Below are 16,056 nucleotides of genomic sequence, written 5' to 3'. Positions count from 1 at the left end.
TTTTTACTTTTTCAATCTTTAACTCCCAATTTCTTATTTCTCAATCTAAAATCTAAAATCTAAAATCTAAAATCATTATGACTTGGGGTAAATTACTACAGCCTGACTTAGTTCTAGGCGATTCAGTCATGAAGTTAACCGCTGATATTCTGGAGAAACATCAGATTAAAGGATTAGTGTTGGATGTGGACGAAACACTCGTTCCCATTACGGCAATGAATGCTTCTCCTGAACTCAGCTTGTGGGTACAAGAAATTAAACCGGTGGTATCGCTATGGTTGGCGAGCAATAATTTAAGTCAAAATCGGATCGGTCGAATTGCTGATTCTTTGAATCTACCTTACATCACGGGTGCGGCTAAGCCTTCCCGTCGCAAGTTGCGAACAGCAGTGACGGCGATGAATTTGCCGGTGGAACAGGTGGCGATGGTGGGCGATCGACTTTTTACTGATGTTTTGGCAGGCAATCGTTTGGGTATGTTCACTATTTTAGTGGAACCAATGGTTGATGCTGGGTATGCGCTTCGCAAGTATCCGGTGCGCTCTTTTGAAGTTTGGGTTTCTCAAGCTTTGGGGGCTTCTCTGAAAATTAAAGATTAAAAATGGGCATGGGGCATGGGGCATGGGGCATGGGGAATTAGTAATTAGGAATTGGGAATTGGTAACTAATGGCAACAGACAACAGACAACAGTCAACAGTCAACAGTCAACAGTCAACAGACAACAGTCAACAGTCAACAGTCAACAGTCAACAGTCAACAGTCAACAAACCAATGACTAAAACTATTGTTGTTAAAATTGGAACTTCGACTCTGACTCGATCGACTACAGGAAACTTAGCTCTTTCAACTATTGCTGCATTGGTCGAAATTTTAGCTGATTTGCGGCAGCAAGGTCATCGAGTAGTTTTGGTTTCTTCGGGTGCAGTTGGGGTTGGCTGCGCGCGCTTGGGTTTGACGGAACGCCCGCGAAACATTGCTATGAAACAGGCTGTGGCGGCTGTGGGCCAAGGGCGACTGATGCGGGTGTACGATGACTTGTTTACTACTCTGCAACAGCCGATCGCTCAAGTATTGCTCACTAGAGGCGATTTAGTGCAGCGTAACGGTTATGTTAACGCTTGCAATACTTTTGGGCAACTGCTGAGGTTGGGCGTGATTCCGATCGTCAATGAAAACGATACAGTAGCGGTAGACGAACTCAAATTTGGCGATAACGATACGCTTTCGGCGCTAGTAGCGAGTTTGGTAGAAGCAGATTGGTTGTTTGTGCTCACAGATGTCGATCGGCTGTATTCCGCCGATCCGCGCAGCAATCCCGACGCGCAGCCGATCGTCCTAGTCCAAAGTATGGCACAGCTCACAGAATTTCAGGTGCAAACAGGAGATTCCCGCAGCGGTTGGGGAACCGGTGGAATGGTGACAAAAATTGAAGCAGCCAGAATAGCAACTGCATCGGGAGTACGGACTGTCATCACTGACGGCTGCTTTCCTGGTAATATCGAGAAAATACTTAACGGAGAGTCGATCGGTACTCAATTCGAGCCTCAACCGCGCCCTGTAAACGCTCGCAAACACTGGATAGCTAACGTGCTAATTCCGGCAGGGAAACTATATTTAGATGCGGGTGCTGTCAAGGCAATTTCCCACGGCGGAAAATCGCTTTTAGCTGCGGGTATTGCTCAAGTAGAAGGAGAATTTCAAGCTGATGATTCCGTGCAGTTGTGCGATGCAGCCGGTAAGCAAATTGCTAGAGGACTTGTGAATTATAGCAGTTTAGAATTGAGACAAATCCAGGGCTGCAAATCAGAGAAAATTGCCGAGATTTTAGGCTATGCAGGCGTAGAAACGGCGGTACACCGAGATAATTTAGTAATTGTTTAAACTAATAAATATCGAGACAGTCGATCGGGCAATGAGCAAAGGCAGAAATTGAGGATATTTGCAGCACAGTCTTGCAAGAATTTGTTTGGCTGTGTCGGAACAGCTCGTTCATCGCTTCTGTAAACAGTTCAAATACATTTTGTGCTAATTCTAAAGCTGCTTGGCATTCCGCATTCGTAAGTTTAATCTCTGCTAAAACTTCCAACATCTCTGGCGTGTTTAAAAGGTAATAATTTTCTAAACCCCCATAACCTCCTCCAAAATCAACATATTCTTTTTGGGTAATTTGCTGTAATTCCATTACCACTGCAAGCGCCGCCTCAAAAAAAACTTTTGCCGTTCCTTCGAGGACTTCCACTAACACCAGTTTTTGAATGGGAGAAGCTTTCCAAGCGTAGCGTTCCAGCACTGAACATAGCGATCGAGTTTTTTTAGTTTCTTCACCCCACAGCAGCCTGAAATCGCCGTAACTCATTAATTGGTTTAAGCCCAGCTCCTCTAGGTATTCTAGATAGTCGTGCCAGTAATAGTTTTTTTTATAAGTATATTTATTAATTAGTTCCTGAACTTGGCTATTACTAGAAGATTCTCGCAATACATATTTATTTAAATCGCTCAATCCCACAGCCAAAGGAGCGAGTACAGGTGCAAAAATTAGTCGTTGATTCGCGTGAATTTGTTTATTGGCTAGAAAGTCAAACAATGGCAATTTGGCAAACTCTTGCTTTTTGGGTTCAATGAATGCTACAATGGCTTTCATACTTTTTTCGCCTGAATAGTTGCTGTCAAGATCATCTTCATACCTCTGTTAATTATCTATATTTTTGAGCCTAAATAATTGTGTTTATTATCATACATATTTGTATTTGAGATCATAGGTAAGAGTGTTTGCAGTCACAGCAAATTGTGACCGAAAGCATACATGATACAAGCCCCCGGATTCATCCCTGGAAAAATAAAAAACCTGTATCCGATAAGCCAGCCCCCGAATTTATCCGTGGGGTCAATGCTTCAATGCTAAAATGTAAAATCTAAAATCGATTGACTTGTATCATATTATGCCCGAAGTTCGATCATCTTGTTCGCTAGAGATAAACTTTTCTACGTTTAAATTGCATATTTCGGGCGTTGCTCAAAGCCACCCCACAAAAATTTGATTATTTATTGACAGATAATTTAAAGGCTGATTAACTTATATAGGCAAGTGCTCATTCTGCTGGCACTGCTAAAAAATGCTTTTTACCAAATCGGGATGCTGCCTGCAAATCAGTCCTACACGCATAGGAGTCTCGAAACCGGGTTTCTTCGGAGATTCATCGCTGCTAAACAAAAATTTATCGTAGAAACCCGTTTTCTTTAACCCTTGGTTTTATTGCTTCTTCCCTCTTTCCTCTTCCCTCTTGTTATTCCTTCTTCCTTCTTCCTGCAGCCATCAGCCTCAAAATAACAATTTCTCATTCTCAGAATTGCCTTTAGGTGCGTTCTGAGTTACTCTATCTTTTGGATCAGTTAACACAATTATAGGAGTTAATCTTGGAACGGACTTTTTTAGCGATTAAGCCCGACGGCGTACAGCGCGGACTCATCGGCGAAATTATCGGTCGTTTTGAAGCCAAGGGCTTTAAGCTAGTTGGTATGAAGCTAATGACGGCGAGTCGCGAACTAGCGGAACAACATTATGATGTTCACAAAGAAAAACCATTCTTTGCTGGATTGGTAAACTTTATCACTTCAGGCCCTGTAGTGGCGATGGTTTGGGAAGGCGACGGGGTTGTGGCATCGGCGAGAAAAATCATTGGCGCAACAAATCCTCTGAATGCAGAACCGGCGACAATTCGGGGAGATTTTGCCGTGAATGTCGGCCGTAATCTGATTCACGGTTCTGATGCTGTCGAGACTGCCCGTGCGGAAATTAGCCTTTGGTTCAAGGAAGAAGAATTGAGTGCTTGGACACCTTGTTTAACTCCTTGGATTGTGGAATAGTTTTGATATTCTCCCGATAGTTAATCGGGAGATATAGCCTTTCTTAGAAAGATGATATCGATTCCGGTTGCACCGTCCGTGATTGTTGACTGTTGACTGTTGACTGTTAACTGCGAGTCAAAAAAGTGAAAATTGCGCGAATTATTTGTTGCGAGCTTGATTCGACTTTACGCCCGACGATGAAGCGCGGGTTTGATATCATCCCGGTGCTGGCGAAATTGATATTAAATATCATGTCGCTGACTCACTCATAAGCGTAAAATATAGAAGAGTTTGAGATTTTTACTCGTTACCAGGAGTTTCTTGGTAACGAGAAGAAAAAACGTTAATCGGAACTTAAAAACTCCAAATAATTATTAGTCAATTCTTTGACTGCTAATTCGTAAAACTGCTGACCTTGTTCCGGGGTTGCTAAGCCCGGATTTGAACCCATTCTCCCGTCGGGAAATCGGCGGCGGAAGTCAGCAGCACCGAAAATTTTGTGCCCGGAAGCGACTTCTTCCGAAAGCGGAGCTTGCTTGATTGCTTCTGGATAAAGGTACTGGGTTAAGGCGATTTCGCTGGGGGTGGCGTGGGAACCTTCTTGGTTTCCATATAATTCTTTTGCTAGTTTGTAGACTGAACCGCACATAAACCAGTTGCCGATTTGACACTGGATTCTTTCGGCATTCGGTAAATTCAAGTCCGACAAATGGGCGTATGTCTCGGAAAATGCTGCTTTCATGGTGGCAATGTTGCCGCCATGACCGTTAATGAAGAAATATTTCTCAAATCCCGCTTTTGCCAAAGATGTGATATAGTCCCTGATTACGAGTATCAGCGTCTGCGGTCGGAGGCTGATTGTGCCGGGAAAACTGGTGTGGTGCAAAGCCATCCCTACATTAATTGTCGGGCCGATTAAGGCATTGGCAGCTTCGCCGACACCGCGGGCGATCGCCTGGGCAGCAATGGCGTCAGTTCCGATCAAGCCGGTGGGCCCGTGCTGTTCGGTAGAGCCGATCGGGATAATTATGCCTCGCGAGCTTTCGAGATAAGCTTCTACCTCGGGCCAGGTACTCAAATGCAGCAACATGATAGGCAGTCTACAGAATTTTTACTTGCTATGGTCGATCGTAGCCGGCACGGGAAGAATAAGGAATTTGGAGCAACTTATTATTGTATTCTTAAAAAAAGCTCTTAAAGTGCGATCGCAACTTTACCGTTATATTACTTAACGTTAATAATTTAACCACTTGATGGCCAAAACTTTACCTTTTAATAACCTTTTAAGAGTAGTATAACAAGCATATCCCTCTAGATTGGGTGTTACGTGGTCAATTAACAGCGGGCAATGTTTTATGAAATTAACACCGACCCCGAAAAATGACCAGACTTCTGTGGCCTGGACGCAGGCAGACAGCGCGGTTCCGGCAACTGCTCTACGGCTGTATTCCTTACACGAGCAAGTAGCAAAAGTCGAGCGCGTGTCTGTGGGATGGGCTGGCGAAAGATTCTAAGCGATCAAACAAATGGCGATCGTACAAGCGATCGCAGCGCGAGAGTACCTCAGCTACTGAAGAAGGTACCTCGCGCTAGCCACATACAAACATCACTCCCACTGATATTTATGTCTTCTGCTGAATTAAGCGAAAGTCCTTCAAGGTTGGCTGTTGGACAAGCCGGCCGTATCTTGTTATTGGAAGGTGAAGATCTGTTGCGGGAAATGCTAGCTTTAGCCCTTAAAGAACAGGGCTATGAGGTGGTGGTTACTAGCGACGGGCGCAACGCTCTGCCTTCTGTACAGGCTTCTTCGTCATACCACGGTGAATTTGCCTTCAACCTGTTAATTATGGATTCAATTAACGGTTTGGATCTGTGTCGAATGTTACGGCATCAAGGAAATCCCGTCCCTATTTTGATTATCGGTGCTAGAGGAAGTGCCAACAATTGCGCTTTTTACCTCGAAGCCGGATCGGATGATTATCTGACCAAGCCTTTTGGGATGCGGGAGTTTATCGCTCGCTGTCGGGCGCTGATGCGGCGCCAGCGCCTCGGTCAGTTGCGACAACCGATGATGCTGCAATATAAGAGCATAACTCTGTATCCTGAAGAGTGCCGCGTGTTGGTTCGTGGTCTGGAAGTGAAATTTTCTCCTAAACAGTTTCGCTTACTAGAACTATTTATGAGTTATCCCCGGCGAGTTTGGTCTCGTGATCAGTTGCTGGAAAAAATTTGGGGCCAAGATTTTATCGGAGACAGCAAAACAGTTGACGTTCACATCCGCTGGCTGCGCGAAAAGTTGGAAATAGATCCGGCCCAACCGGAATATATCATTACGGTACGCGGGTTTGGGTATCGATTTGGTTAAATTTTTAAATCAGTTGTAGGGTGGCAAATTGCAGTCGAATAGACAAATAAGGACACAAAAATGTTGTGTCCTTATTTGTCTATGGAGGGTGTGCAATACAATAGCTTGGAGGTACAACCAGTAGAGGTATTCCAGCGACTGTTGCCGTTCTCTTTTACTCGCTCGCGATCGGTATAAACTCACATATTGCACCATTTTCAAGAACAGGCAAGATGCCTGTTCCACAAAGAGTGAATTTTCTTGTGGAACAGGCATCTTGCGTCAGCAACAGGCAAGATGCCTGTTCCACAAAGAGTGAATTTTCTTGTGGAACAGGCATCTTGCCTGTTCATAAAAAGCTTATTGAGAATGCTGCAACATCTCAGTATAAATCAAAACTCCCCCGTCCACTGCCAACAATGAAGTTTAGAGCAATCTCCTGGAACCGCAACAGCCGCCACCATATCTGAACTGGGAATTAATTCAATTAAAGACCATCTCGATGCTTCTTCGGGGTTTTCTTCAACATTTAACAGCGCGGCCGGTTCTCCGGGTGCGAGGGTGACATCAAACTGATTCAGAGGAATAGAAAGTCCTTTGCCGACTGCTTTAATGTATGCTTCTTTGCGAGTCCAGCAGGTGAAAAAAGCTCTGGGTTGGAGATGTTCGGGGAGCGAAAGCAACACAGAATTTTCTAAGGATGAAAAAAACTTTTCAGCAATTTCCAGGCAAGGAAAGTTGGGATTTATGCTTTCTATATCGACACCAATATCTCGATCTTTGGTAATCGCAATTAGAGCCATGTTCCCTGAGTGAGACAAATTGAAACGCAGGGTATTTCCACCTTGGGCAGCGATGAGAGAGGGTTTGCCGTAGGGATTGTAGTCAAAGCGCAAAAGGTGAGGATTTATGTTAAGATAGCGACTCAGAATCGCTCTCAGCGCGCCACGACTCACAATAAATTGCGATCGACCTTTGGGAAAGTGAAAACCCTCGGCTTTTGTCCGCTCGTCTCTAGAGAGAGTCTGTTGTAAACTCTGCAAGCAAGATTCTGTTTGAGCCAGAGAGACGCGCCAAACATGAATTTCGCCCAGATCCCATGTCAGGTTTTGCGGTGGGGACTTCCACGAAGGAACAACAGCAATCATATATTTACCCGGCTTTATCCAAAGCTTCCACGTACCAAATTACCTATCTTCTTCTTGATCTTCTTTCTCTTCCTTCGCGCCCTTCGCGACTTCGCGGTTCGTTAAACGCTCCCAATCCCAAGGGTCAATAAATCCAGGTTTGTACAACTTTTCCCGCTAATTGCTGTCCTAACCAAGGCGTATTTGCCGATCGCGACTTCAGACTTAGCCCGTCAACAGTCCAACTCATTTTCGGGTCGAACAGAATCAGCTCAGCAGAGACTCCCGGTGCCACCGTGGCGGGGGTTTGTCCGAGACAAACAGCCGGCCGGGTACTCAAAACTCGCCACAGTTCCAAAGCCGAAAAATCGCCAGTTTCTACCAGTCCGTGCCATAGCAAAGGCAAAGCTAATTCCAAGCCGATCGCTCCGGGCGGACTATCAGCAAAAGCCACAGTTTTCTCCTCATAAGTATGTGGGTTGTGGTCGATCGCGATCGCATCAATTACGCCATCTTTCACAGCTTGAATCAGCGCTAATTGGTCGCTGAGATTGCCCAACGGCGCTTCTAGGCGTAAATTCGGATCGTAGGGCAACGAAGCAGTCAGAGCATTTTTTCCGCCCGAAGCTTTAGAGTCTCCTGAAATAGCCGCGACATTCAACAGCAAGTGCATCCAAGTCACACTCGCAGTCACCGGCAAACCCCGCGCCTTCGCATCTCGAATCAATTCCACGCTGCGCGCTGTAGAAACGCGCATAATGTGTACCGGAGTGCCCGCAGATGCCACCAACTCCAGGATTGCCGCCAAAGCCGAAGTTTCCGCACTCGCCGGAATTCCTGGTAAACCCAACCGCACCGACACCGCACCCTCCCGCGCCGCGCCCTTTCCTGCCAAAGTTCGATCGCACGGCCACAAAGCAACAGACTTACCCAAAGGCTTGATATACTCCAGCAAACGCCTCACCAGAGCCGGATTAGACAGCGGCGAACCGTCCGCAAAACCCACCACTGCACAGGAGGCCAGCTCGCCCAACTCGGCCATCTGCTGCCCTTTAACGCCCGCTGTCAGCGCTCCCCAAAAATACAAGCGGGGCAGCCCGGGCGACAAATTGCGGATATGTTGCTGCAACAAAGCTAAACCGGCCAAATTGTCAACAGGTGGCGAGGTATCCGGCAAAATCGCCAGCCGCGTAAAACCGCCAGCCGCCGCAGCCTGCATCAAAGATTCCAGGGTTTCCCGATCCTCAAAACCCGGTTCTCCGCTGTGGCTGTAGATATCAGTTAACCCCGGCCCCAAAATCAGTCCCTGGCAATCCCGCACTTCTGTGTCAGCGGGAAACTCAGCAATTTTTTCCTCAACTGCTTTGATATTACCTTCAGCAATCAGAATATCAGCGATGCGATCGCTCCCTGAAACTGGATCTAGCACTCGTACATTTTGTAGCAGTTCGCGGCTCATATAACAGAAGGAAGAAGGAAGATGGAAGAAGGAAGATGGAAGAAGGAAGATGGAAGAAGGAACCGCGAAGACGCGAAGGACACGAAGGAAGAAGGAAGATGGAAGAAGCAATCCACGGCATTAGTTTCAGGAATTAAGAACTTCCTAAGCGTCGGGCGCGGTTGTTATCAAAATTCAAACATTTTTCAGGCGCGAACCCGTAGCGGTGGGCGTTCCTTCCGCTACGGGTTCGCGCTCAGCACTTTACTAATTACAGTGCTCCGGCTGCTGTTTTGTCAAAAACGCCGCCGCTCAAATGAGTTGTGACATTCATCGCTTGTAATACTGGCAAACCATCGGGGCCGTGGGGATAATCAATCACGCTAACGGCTCCGTTTCCTTGTTTGAATTTCCAGAAATGTTCGGGTTCCAAACCGAATAGGTGGCAGAGAATTGCTTTGTTAATGGCATCGTGAGCAACGACAATTCCAGTACCAGAAACAGATTGTACGATTTCTTGCCAAGATGCGATCGCCCTTTGCCAAACTTGCTGCAAATTCTCTCCTTCGGGCATTTGGACTGTTTCAGGAGATGTTTTCCATTCGTGTAACAAACCCGGATAGGATTGTTCGATTTCTGATTCAAACTTTCCTTCCCAAAGTCCGTGGCTGATTTCTCTTAGCTCATCGCGGAGTTCCAGTTGCAAACCGCCGTGATATTTGAGAATAATTTCCGCAGTTTCTTTCGGGCGCAGCATGGAACTACTGATCGCAAAGTCTAATTTTACATCCTTGAGAAATTCTGCTGCCCGCCGGGATTGTTCGCGACCGTTATCGTTGAGAGGCACGTCAATTTGTCCCTGAAATTTACCGGCTTTATTCCAGTCGGTTTCGCCGTGACGCACCAGTAACAAGCGCGGGCCTTGGTGTCCGTCCCTCGGTTTGGGAAAAATTTCCCCGGTATGGGAAGTTAAATTCAGGGATTCTAATTGAACTGGAACTTTCTTTTTTGGCTCTCCTGGCTCGTCGGTGGTAACAGGGGAATATCCAAAATTAAGGACGCTAATGCCGCAATTTGACTGCTGAATAGATTGGTAGTAATTCGGGTTAATTTCTGACGCTGTAGCTATGAGAGCGCGGTTGATTCCGTTATGACCTATTACTAGAATTGTGCCGCTCTGGTGGCGCGATAAAAGTTCTTGCCAAAAATGACGGGCGTTAGCAAAAATTGCCAATACGGGAAAGTGTTCAATTTCTCCGTCAGCAGATGGCAGTTTCATGGAAAATTTGTCGGGCTGTCTTTGCCACTGCTGATATGCTTCGGGGAATTTGTCGATCGCATCTTGGCGCAGCATTCCTTCCCACAGAGGCAAATCGATTTCCATCAAATTATCAGTTGGGTGGAGTTGTGGCGGATTTGTCAAGCGCGACAGGATGATTTCTGCTGTTTCTTTGGCTCGTTGCAAGGGACTGGTATAGGCGGCATCAAAGGCGATACTGCTGAGTGTGTCGCCTACTTGCAGGGCGGCGCTGCGGCCTGCTTCTGTCAAAATTGATTTATCGAGGCGGCCTTGGATGCGGCGTTCTTGATTGTAGGTGCTTTTGCCGTGACGGACTAAGATAATGCGAGTCATTCGATTTTAGATTTTAGATTTTAGATTTTAGATTTAGCCTGTTACCGCGCTTCGGGGGCGCGGTGCACCCATTGGTATCAACTTAAGCCTGAAACCCCTGATAAATGTCGCTTTTAGGCAAAGTCTAGATCCCCCTAAATCCCCCTGGTTGTTGGGGGACTTTGAGAAGACTCCTGTCCCCCCCCTTATGAAGGGGGGCTAGGGGGGATCTGGTCTTAATAGTCCAACATCAGTCTATAACTGGGTTTGACGTTAAGTTAACACCAATGGTACGCACCTTACGCATACATGGCGGAGCGAGGATTTGTGGCGTAAGTCTTGTTGAGGAGAGTCAAAAAGATGAGCCAGTGAAATTTTACCAGTTGTCGGGATACTCTCGTCTGCAACGACCTATGATTAAAGACGGAAAAGATTTAGCCACGGATTCGCGCGGGACGGAAAAGCAGTAATGACACTGAAGCGGGTTATTTTAGGTATTTTAACGGCGATCGCGATCGCCGTGGTCGGTTTATCTTTACTTGCTAGTTGGAATCAGCCGCAAATTCAAAGCAGGCTGGAACTCTACCAGACAAATTTGCTGCTGCACGCCTCGGAGTGGCAAGGAGAAAATAATCAGAGTGCTAATTTAAGTTCGGCGCGCAACAATATTGTCGGTGCAGATCCTTTAAATACGGCTTTGACGCAATATCAAGAAGCGCGAGACTCGACTCGCAAAACTCTCGAAACAAGTCAATCACAAGTTAAAGTAATTCAGTCTACCATCGCCTCCAAGTCGGCTGATAATACTCTGAATCAGGCTCAAAATAAGGCTTTGTCAGAGTCGATAAATCAACAGTCAGTGCTGCTAAACGAACTTGACTTGCGATTGGGAATTTTGCAGGCAAGCAGTGGCAAAACTGAGGCGGCTCTCCAAACTTGGACAAATTTAGTTGAGCGCTACAAAACTAAAAGTGATGACGATTCTTCGGTGGTAACTGCTCAAGTTTTAACGGGGATTTGGAGCAATCCGGCTCAACTGCTGCCGGATGCCGAGCCGCGCATTCAAAAGTCTTTGGATGGCTGGTTTCGCTATCGCGCTCTCGCTCAACTTTACAAGCTGCAAGAACGTTCTAAAGAACTGGCGGCGCTGCAAGCAGCAGAGCAAGTAACGGCCCAGCAAGCTGTAGAAAAGTTGGCAATTATAGTGGGCGTTCCGGCGATCGCACTTTGTATTGGCACGGTTTTGTTGGTTGGTTTGACCGTGCAGTGGTTGTTGCAGCGGCAGCAGTTAGATACAGCAGGTTCCGGCCCGCTGTTGGCGCGAAATGCGAGCTTGACTTGGGATGTGCCTTGGGATGGTGAGATTGTTTGGCAGGTGCTGGTGGTCGGCTTTTTCTTTGTCGGCCAAATCTTGATTCCCTATTTGTTGCTGCCTGTTTCTCTGGGTGTTTTAAAACTCAATCCTGCTACTTTTGACCCGCGCGAGAAGGCTTTTTATATCTTTGCTACTTATTTGTTGCTGTCGGCTGGGGGGCTTTCGGTACTGTATTTTTCGGTCAAGTCTTTTTTGCCTTTGCCGGAAGGTTGGTTTCGGATTAATTGGCGGGGAAGTTGGTTTTTGTGGGGTTTTGGCGGCTATTTTGTTGCTTTGCCTTTGGTAGTTTTGGTGTCGCTGATCAATCAGCAATTGTGGCAGGGACAAGGTGGCAGTAATCCGATTTTGCCGATCGTTCTCGAAGGTAGGGACAACGTGGCTTTGGCGGTGTTTTTCGGCACTGCTGCGATCGCCGCTCCGGTTTTTGAGGAAATCGTGTTTCGGGGATTTCTACTGCCTTCTCTGACTCGCTATTTGCCTGTTTCGGGGGCGATTGCAGCTTCTGCTTTCTTGTTTGCTGTGGCTCACTTGAGTGTGTCTGAGATTCTGCCTTTGGCGACTTTGGGTGCAGTTTTGGGGTTTGTGTACACGCGATCGCGCAATCTACTTGCTCCTATGCTTCTCCACAGTCTTTGGAATAGCGGTACTCTCCTGAGTCTGTTTCTTTTGGGCGGCGGCGCGAGTTAATTCCGGCGGTTGTTAATAATTGTGAATTAACCGAGTTTTTTGACAGTTTTCGTGCGGGCGATCGACTCTTGCCAAAAACAGCAGTAGGCTGTTCGCTGCGCCCCTGATATCTAGGCCGGTAAAATAACCGGAACTCCCATAGGGGCGGGTTCACATTAATCTGTAATATTAGCCACAGATCCAGATAGACCCGCCCCGGTTCCTTACTTTAGCGGAAAAACAGGGTTTAACATGGAAGTAATATCTTGTCGGCTGATGATTGAGAGACTCACGCGGGCGATCGCACCCAGCGGAAGTTGACAATCCGGCTAATTTATAGCTAAATTTTAATTTAGGATGAGGCTTAAACCCATGAGCAATTTGAACAGCCACAACTTAGAGGGAACGCCGAGTTGGATGCGTTTCGCACCCTACGCAGCCTTGGGCATTTTAATATTTTCTCTCAATTCAGGCAGCGAACTAAATTATTTCTTGAGAGGCTACTTGGTTATTCTACAAGCTCAAGCCGGTATTGTTCTGCTGTATTTTGCGATGTCTAAGTTTCGCAAAAACCCAAATAAATGAGTAAAAATTAGTACCATTACTTAGCTCGATCGTTCAAGGTCGTGCATTGAAATTCGATCGCGGAAGTTAAAATAAAAAACTGGGGAAAGTAAAAATGGTAAAAGATAAAAGCGTAGCAGTTGTGTTAGCTTTCTTTGTAGGCCCTTTGGGAATTCACAAATTTTATTTGGGCAATAGCTTAGCAGGGGTATTATACTTGCTATTTTCTTGGACATTAATTCCGTTCGTGCTCGCATTTTTCGATTTTATCGGCCTGCTGCTGATGTCGGAACAAGCTTTTCAGGTTCAGTACAATGGTGGCACGTTGCCGTCTGGGTATGTCCTCAGATCGGCAAAAGATGTAACAGGGGCGATCGGCGAATTGAAAAAACTTTACGATATGGGCGCAATTACGGCCGAAGAATATGAAGAAAAACGCCAAAAACTGCTCCGAGAATTGTAATTAAGAAAGAAGTTCGGCAACGGATTATGTAACGGATGTAACGGATGTCAGTCCGATGGCAGAAGGAACAAGAAGGAAGCCCACTATTAAAAAAGTGGGAGGGAAATAAGTAAGTGTGAGATCACAGCTATTTAAGGATAAAATTAAAGTGTCTCAAGATTTATACTGGCTGCGTCAAACTCCCAAATGGGTGTGGTATGCTTTTATTCCCTACTTCGGCGGATTGGCGATCGCCTATGCAGGCCAAAAGTCAAATATTCGTAGTTGGATGGGATGGGGTGTTGGCATTACTTTAGCAGCACTCGCGGTATCTTCTTCAACTAATTTGGGTACGATCGTTTGGATTGCTCAAATTGTCACTGCTTTTAGTTTGAAAAAGCGCTATCTCATCAAAACCGCACCCAGAGGTTTACTGGTTCCGGCAAGCGCGACGAATGCCGAAGAATTGGCAAACGTGCGCGGCAAAATAGATATTAACGAGTGTACCAAAGACGATATGGTCAGAATCTTGGGTTTGCCGATCGTCTACGCCAACGATATTGAATCTCTGCAAAACGAAGGCTACATTTTTACCCACGCCGAAGAGTTATCAGAAATAGCCGGAGTTCCCGAAAGTCACGTCAGACGCATCGCCCCGATGATTTGCTTCAGCTACAATTATCAAAAAGAATTGCAGTTTACTTGGAAACGGTTAAATATTCTTTCGCCCGAAGAGTTAATCGCCAGCGGTTTAGATAGATATGTTGCGGAAAAAATAGTTAGAGAAAGGCAGAGAAAAGGCGCTTACAAATCAGTTGTAGAAGTCAAGCGGCGGACGGGACTGCCTTTTGATTCCTATCGCCATATTTGTTAATTTGCAGTTGTTAGCACGAACAGCTTATGACAACAAAATTAGAAGTTGACCGACAAAAATTATATGATACAGATTACCTGAGAGCGATTGAAACCACTGTGGAAAAGTTGCGGGTTCGCGATTATTCAAACATTGATTGGGAAAATCTGATTGCAGAAATAGAAGACATATTGACTTTCTGCTGCTGGTTTCTGCCAGATGAGATGATTCAAGGGTAGTAAGCTGTTGTGCATTTAATTTGTATGTTGAGGGCTGGCAGGATGCCCACCCCAAAAAGGGAAAGATTTATTTTACTATGCAATTTAAATGCGGATTAGCTTATGGCAAAAAACTCGATCGCCTCCTGGGAATTGACATTAAATGCACTGGCTGGCAAAAATCTCCCCCAGCAGGCGGGATCAGCGAAATTATAAAAAAAAATATTTATCCTCTTGACATTTACACAAAATAATGATATCTCAATATATTGTGAAACTCGTACTTTTCCCTAGCATCAACTCCAAACCCGGGTAAGTTTTCAAGAATCTGCCTTAAATATCAGTGGTAAGCTATCTGAATTATTATTGAAATGCAAAACGACACAATAGTAGCAGTACCGCTAACATCAAATTATGTCTGACTCTCCTCCATCCCAAATCTCCCCAGAAGCTGCACCGGAAAGTGCTGCTACCGAAAACCGCACTGCCAAAACTCGGCAACTGTTGGGCATGAAAGGGGCCGCTAGCGGGGAAACTTCCATCTGGAAGATTCGCTTGCAATTGATGAAACCGATTACCTGGATTCCCCTAATTTGGGGCGTGGTGTGCGGGGCGGCGTCTTCTGGAAACTATGTTTGGAACCTAGAGAATTTCTTGATCGCAGCAGCTTGTATGTTGATGTCAGGGCCGTTGTTGACCGGGTACACTCAAACTTTGAACGATTTTTACGATCGCGAAATCGACGCCATTAACGAGCCCTACCGTCCGATTCCCTCCGGTATCATCTCGATTCCCCAAGTAGTAACGCAAATATTGGTATTATTAGCGGCTGGCATTGGGGTGGCTTATGCTCTAGACTTGTGGGCGGGTCATGAATTCCCGATAATGACTGTTTTGACTCTCGGCGGCGCGTTTCTAGCTTATATCTACTCTGCGCCCCCGCTGAAACTTAAGCAGAATGGGTGGTTGGGAAATTATGCCCTAGGTGCTAGCTACATTGCCCTGCCTTGGTGGGCGGGTCAAGCTTTGTTTGGTACACTAGATCCCACGATTATGATTTTGACCCTGTTTTACAGTTTGGCAGGTCTGGGAATTGCGATCGTCAATGATTTCAAAAGTGTTGAGGGCGATCGGCAATTAGGGTTAAAATCTTTACCAGTGATGTTTGGCATCAGCACTGCAGCTTGGATTTGCGTTTTGATGATCGACATCTTTCAAGCTGGGATTGCAGGCTACCTGATCAGCATCCACCAAAACCTTTACGCTGTCATTCTGCTGCTGCTGATAATTCCCCAAATTACTTTTCAGGATATGTACTTTTTGCGTAATCCCCTGGAAAATGATGTTAAATATCAGGCAAGTGCTCAGCCTTTCCTGGTTTTGGGTATGCTGGTAGCAGCCTTGGCACTGGGTCATGCGAGTTAAGCAGAGTTTTGAGGTTTGAGTTAAAAAATTTTGAATTCAAAAAATCTAATTCACTTCTCAAAAAAATACCAAGCTCTGCAGCGTTAAGAAAAGTTTTGAATTTTGAGTTGTGAATTAAAAACTTTTTAATTCAAAAAATCTAATT

The 16,056-nt window shown here is 45.8% G+C and carries 17 protein-coding genes; 12 read left to right on the top strand and 5 right to left on the bottom strand.

The features are described from left to right. The first annotated feature begins 77 nt into the window (after positions 1 to 77). Positions 78 to 599 (top strand): YqeG family HAD IIIA-type phosphatase, encoded by a 522-nt coding sequence (locus QUA83_RS11285; RefSeq protein ID WP_333293258.1) that lies wholly within the window; start codon positions 78 to 80, stop codon positions 597 to 599. Positions 600 to 772: 173 nt separating this feature from the next. After that, positions 773 to 1,882, top strand: a complete 1,110-nt coding sequence (proB, locus tag QUA83_RS11280; protein ID WP_333293290.1) for a glutamate 5-kinase — start codon at positions 773 to 775, stop codon at positions 1,880 to 1,882. Between the two features lies 1 nt (position 1,883). Here the strand turns inward: proB and QUA83_RS11275 are convergent, their stop codons facing one another. Next, positions 1,884 to 2,642 carry a hypothetical protein gene (locus QUA83_RS11275; RefSeq protein ID WP_333293257.1) on the bottom strand — a complete coding sequence of 253 codons (759 nt, stop codon included), beginning with the start codon at positions 2,640 to 2,642 and terminating at the stop codon, positions 1,884 to 1,886. Between the two features lie 773 nt (positions 2,643 to 3,415). Between QUA83_RS11275 and ndk the strand changes: the two genes are divergently transcribed. Further along, positions 3,416 to 3,865: a nucleoside-diphosphate kinase gene (gene ndk, locus QUA83_RS11270; protein ID WP_333293256.1), complete on the top strand. Its 450-nt coding sequence runs from the start codon at positions 3,416 to 3,418 to the stop codon at positions 3,863 to 3,865. Positions 3,866 to 4,190: 325 nt separating this feature from the next. Here ndk and QUA83_RS11265 read toward each other — a convergent pair whose 3' ends face one another. Continuing rightward, positions 4,191 to 4,937 (bottom strand): creatininase family protein, encoded by a 747-nt coding sequence (locus QUA83_RS11265; RefSeq protein ID WP_333293254.1) that lies wholly within the window; start codon positions 4,935 to 4,937, stop codon positions 4,191 to 4,193. 265 nt (positions 4,938 to 5,202) lie between these two features. On the opposite strand from QUA83_RS11265, the gene QUA83_RS11260 reads away from it, so the two are divergent. Together QUA83_RS11260 and QUA83_RS11255 are read left to right on the top strand one after the other, a co-directional pair. Then, the gene (locus QUA83_RS11260) at positions 5,203 to 5,361 is read left to right on the top strand and encodes a hypothetical protein (protein ID WP_333252955.1); all 159 of its coding nucleotides are present in this window, start codon (positions 5,203 to 5,205) and stop codon (positions 5,359 to 5,361) included. 110 nt (positions 5,362 to 5,471) lie between these two features. Further along, complete coding sequence (locus QUA83_RS11255) at positions 5,472 to 6,212, top strand: response regulator transcription factor (protein ID WP_333293253.1); 741 nt, start codon at positions 5,472 to 5,474, stop codon at positions 6,210 to 6,212. Positions 6,213 to 6,583: 371 nt separating this feature from the next. Here the strand turns inward: QUA83_RS11255 and QUA83_RS11250 are convergent, their stop codons facing one another. From QUA83_RS11250 to QUA83_RS11240, 3 genes are all read right to left on the bottom strand, one after another. Continuing rightward, positions 6,584 to 7,339 carry a 4'-phosphopantetheinyl transferase superfamily protein gene (locus QUA83_RS11250; protein ID WP_333293252.1) on the bottom strand — a complete coding sequence of 252 codons (756 nt, stop codon included), beginning with the start codon at positions 7,337 to 7,339 and terminating at the stop codon, positions 6,584 to 6,586. Positions 7,340 to 7,463: 124 nt separating this feature from the next. Beyond that, positions 7,464 to 8,777 (bottom strand): dihydroorotase, encoded by a 1,314-nt coding sequence (locus QUA83_RS11245; protein WP_333293251.1) that lies wholly within the window; start codon positions 8,775 to 8,777, stop codon positions 7,464 to 7,466. Between the two features lie 250 nt (positions 8,778 to 9,027). Continuing rightward, positions 9,028 to 10,389, bottom strand: coding sequence for a histidine phosphatase family protein (locus QUA83_RS11240; protein ID WP_333293250.1), 1,362 nt, complete (start codon positions 10,387 to 10,389; stop codon positions 9,028 to 9,030). A 448-nt stretch (positions 10,390 to 10,837) separates the two neighbouring features. On the opposite strand from QUA83_RS11240, the gene QUA83_RS11235 reads away from it, so the two are divergent. The 7 genes from QUA83_RS11235 to chlG all read left to right on the top strand — a co-directional run bounded on the left by QUA83_RS11235 (position 10,838) and on the right by chlG (position 15,911). Continuing rightward, positions 10,838 to 12,430 (top strand): CPBP family glutamic-type intramembrane protease, encoded by a 1,593-nt coding sequence (locus tag QUA83_RS11235; RefSeq protein WP_333293249.1) that lies wholly within the window; start codon positions 10,838 to 10,840, stop codon positions 12,428 to 12,430. Positions 12,431 to 12,781: 351 nt separating this feature from the next. After that, on the top strand, positions 12,782 to 12,994 hold the full coding sequence (locus tag QUA83_RS11230) for a hypothetical protein (RefSeq protein ID WP_333293248.1): 213 nt from the start codon (positions 12,782 to 12,784) through the stop codon (positions 12,992 to 12,994). A 94-nt stretch (positions 12,995 to 13,088) separates the two neighbouring features. Then, complete coding sequence (locus QUA83_RS11225; protein WP_333293247.1) at positions 13,089 to 13,436, top strand: NINE protein; 348 nt, start codon at positions 13,089 to 13,091, stop codon at positions 13,434 to 13,436. A gap of 115 nt (positions 13,437 to 13,551) precedes the next feature. Continuing rightward, a complete protein-coding gene (locus tag QUA83_RS11220) occupies positions 13,552 to 14,289 on the top strand; it encodes a helix-hairpin-helix domain-containing protein (RefSeq protein ID WP_333293246.1) in 738 nt (245 codons plus the stop codon). A 26-nt stretch (positions 14,290 to 14,315) separates the two neighbouring features. Next, positions 14,316 to 14,507 (top strand): DUF29 family protein, encoded by a 192-nt coding sequence (locus QUA83_RS11215; protein ID WP_333293245.1) that lies wholly within the window; start codon positions 14,316 to 14,318, stop codon positions 14,505 to 14,507. Positions 14,508 to 14,584: 77 nt separating this feature from the next. Then, positions 14,585 to 14,740, top strand: a complete 156-nt coding sequence (locus QUA83_RS11210) for a hypothetical protein (protein ID WP_333293244.1) — start codon at positions 14,585 to 14,587, stop codon at positions 14,738 to 14,740. A gap of 160 nt (positions 14,741 to 14,900) precedes the next feature. Next, positions 14,901 to 15,911 (top strand): chlorophyll synthase ChlG, encoded by a 1,011-nt coding sequence (gene chlG / locus QUA83_RS11205; protein WP_333293243.1) that lies wholly within the window; start codon positions 14,901 to 14,903, stop codon positions 15,909 to 15,911. Positions 15,912 to 16,056: the final 145 nt, after the last annotated feature.

It is taken from the genome of Microcoleus sp. K1-B1 (assembly GCF_036704705.1).
GTDB lineage: Bacteria > Cyanobacteriota > Cyanobacteriia > Cyanobacteriales > Microcoleaceae > Microcoleus.
The sequence above is the reverse complement of the archived record's forward strand: the minus strand, read 5'-3'. Positions and strand labels throughout refer to the sequence as shown.

Bases quoted from the DNA above. Each gene is read 5' to 3' on its own strand.
- QUA83_RS11285 (WP_333293258.1), top strand. From the start codon at position 78: ATGACTTGGGGTAAATTACTACAGCCTGACTTAGTTCTAGGCGATTCA.
- proB (WP_333293290.1), top strand. From the start codon at position 773: ATGACTAAAACTATTGTTGTTAAAATTGGAACTTCGACTCTGACTCGA.
- QUA83_RS11275 (WP_333293257.1), bottom strand. From the start codon at position 2,642: ATGAAAGCCATTGTAGCATTCATTGAACCCAAAAAGCAAGAGTTTGCC.
- QUA83_RS11265 (WP_333293254.1), bottom strand. From the start codon at position 4,937: ATGTTGCTGCATTTGAGTACCTGGCCCGAGGTAGAAGCTTATCTCGAA.
- QUA83_RS11260 (WP_333252955.1), top strand. From the start codon at position 5,203: ATGAAATTAACACCGACCCCGAAAAATGACCAGACTTCTGTGGCCTGG.
- QUA83_RS11255 (WP_333293253.1), top strand. From the start codon at position 5,472: ATGTCTTCTGCTGAATTAAGCGAAAGTCCTTCAAGGTTGGCTGTTGGA.
- QUA83_RS11250 (WP_333293252.1), bottom strand. From the start codon at position 7,339: ATGATTGCTGTTGTTCCTTCGTGGAAGTCCCCACCGCAAAACCTGACA.
- QUA83_RS11245 (WP_333293251.1), bottom strand. From the start codon at position 8,777: ATGAGCCGCGAACTGCTACAAAATGTACGAGTGCTAGATCCAGTTTCA.
- QUA83_RS11240 (WP_333293250.1), bottom strand. From the start codon at position 10,389: ATGACTCGCATTATCTTAGTCCGTCACGGCAAAAGCACCTACAATCAA.
- QUA83_RS11235 (WP_333293249.1), top strand. From the start codon at position 10,838: ATGACACTGAAGCGGGTTATTTTAGGTATTTTAACGGCGATCGCGATC.
- QUA83_RS11230 (WP_333293248.1), top strand. From the start codon at position 12,782: ATGAGCAATTTGAACAGCCACAACTTAGAGGGAACGCCGAGTTGGATG.
- QUA83_RS11225 (WP_333293247.1), top strand. From the start codon at position 13,089: ATGGTAAAAGATAAAAGCGTAGCAGTTGTGTTAGCTTTCTTTGTAGGC.
- QUA83_RS11215 (WP_333293245.1), top strand. From the start codon at position 14,316: ATGACAACAAAATTAGAAGTTGACCGACAAAAATTATATGATACAGAT.
- QUA83_RS11210 (WP_333293244.1), top strand. From the start codon at position 14,585: ATGCAATTTAAATGCGGATTAGCTTATGGCAAAAAACTCGATCGCCTC.
- chlG (WP_333293243.1), top strand. From the start codon at position 14,901: ATGTCTGACTCTCCTCCATCCCAAATCTCCCCAGAAGCTGCACCGGAA.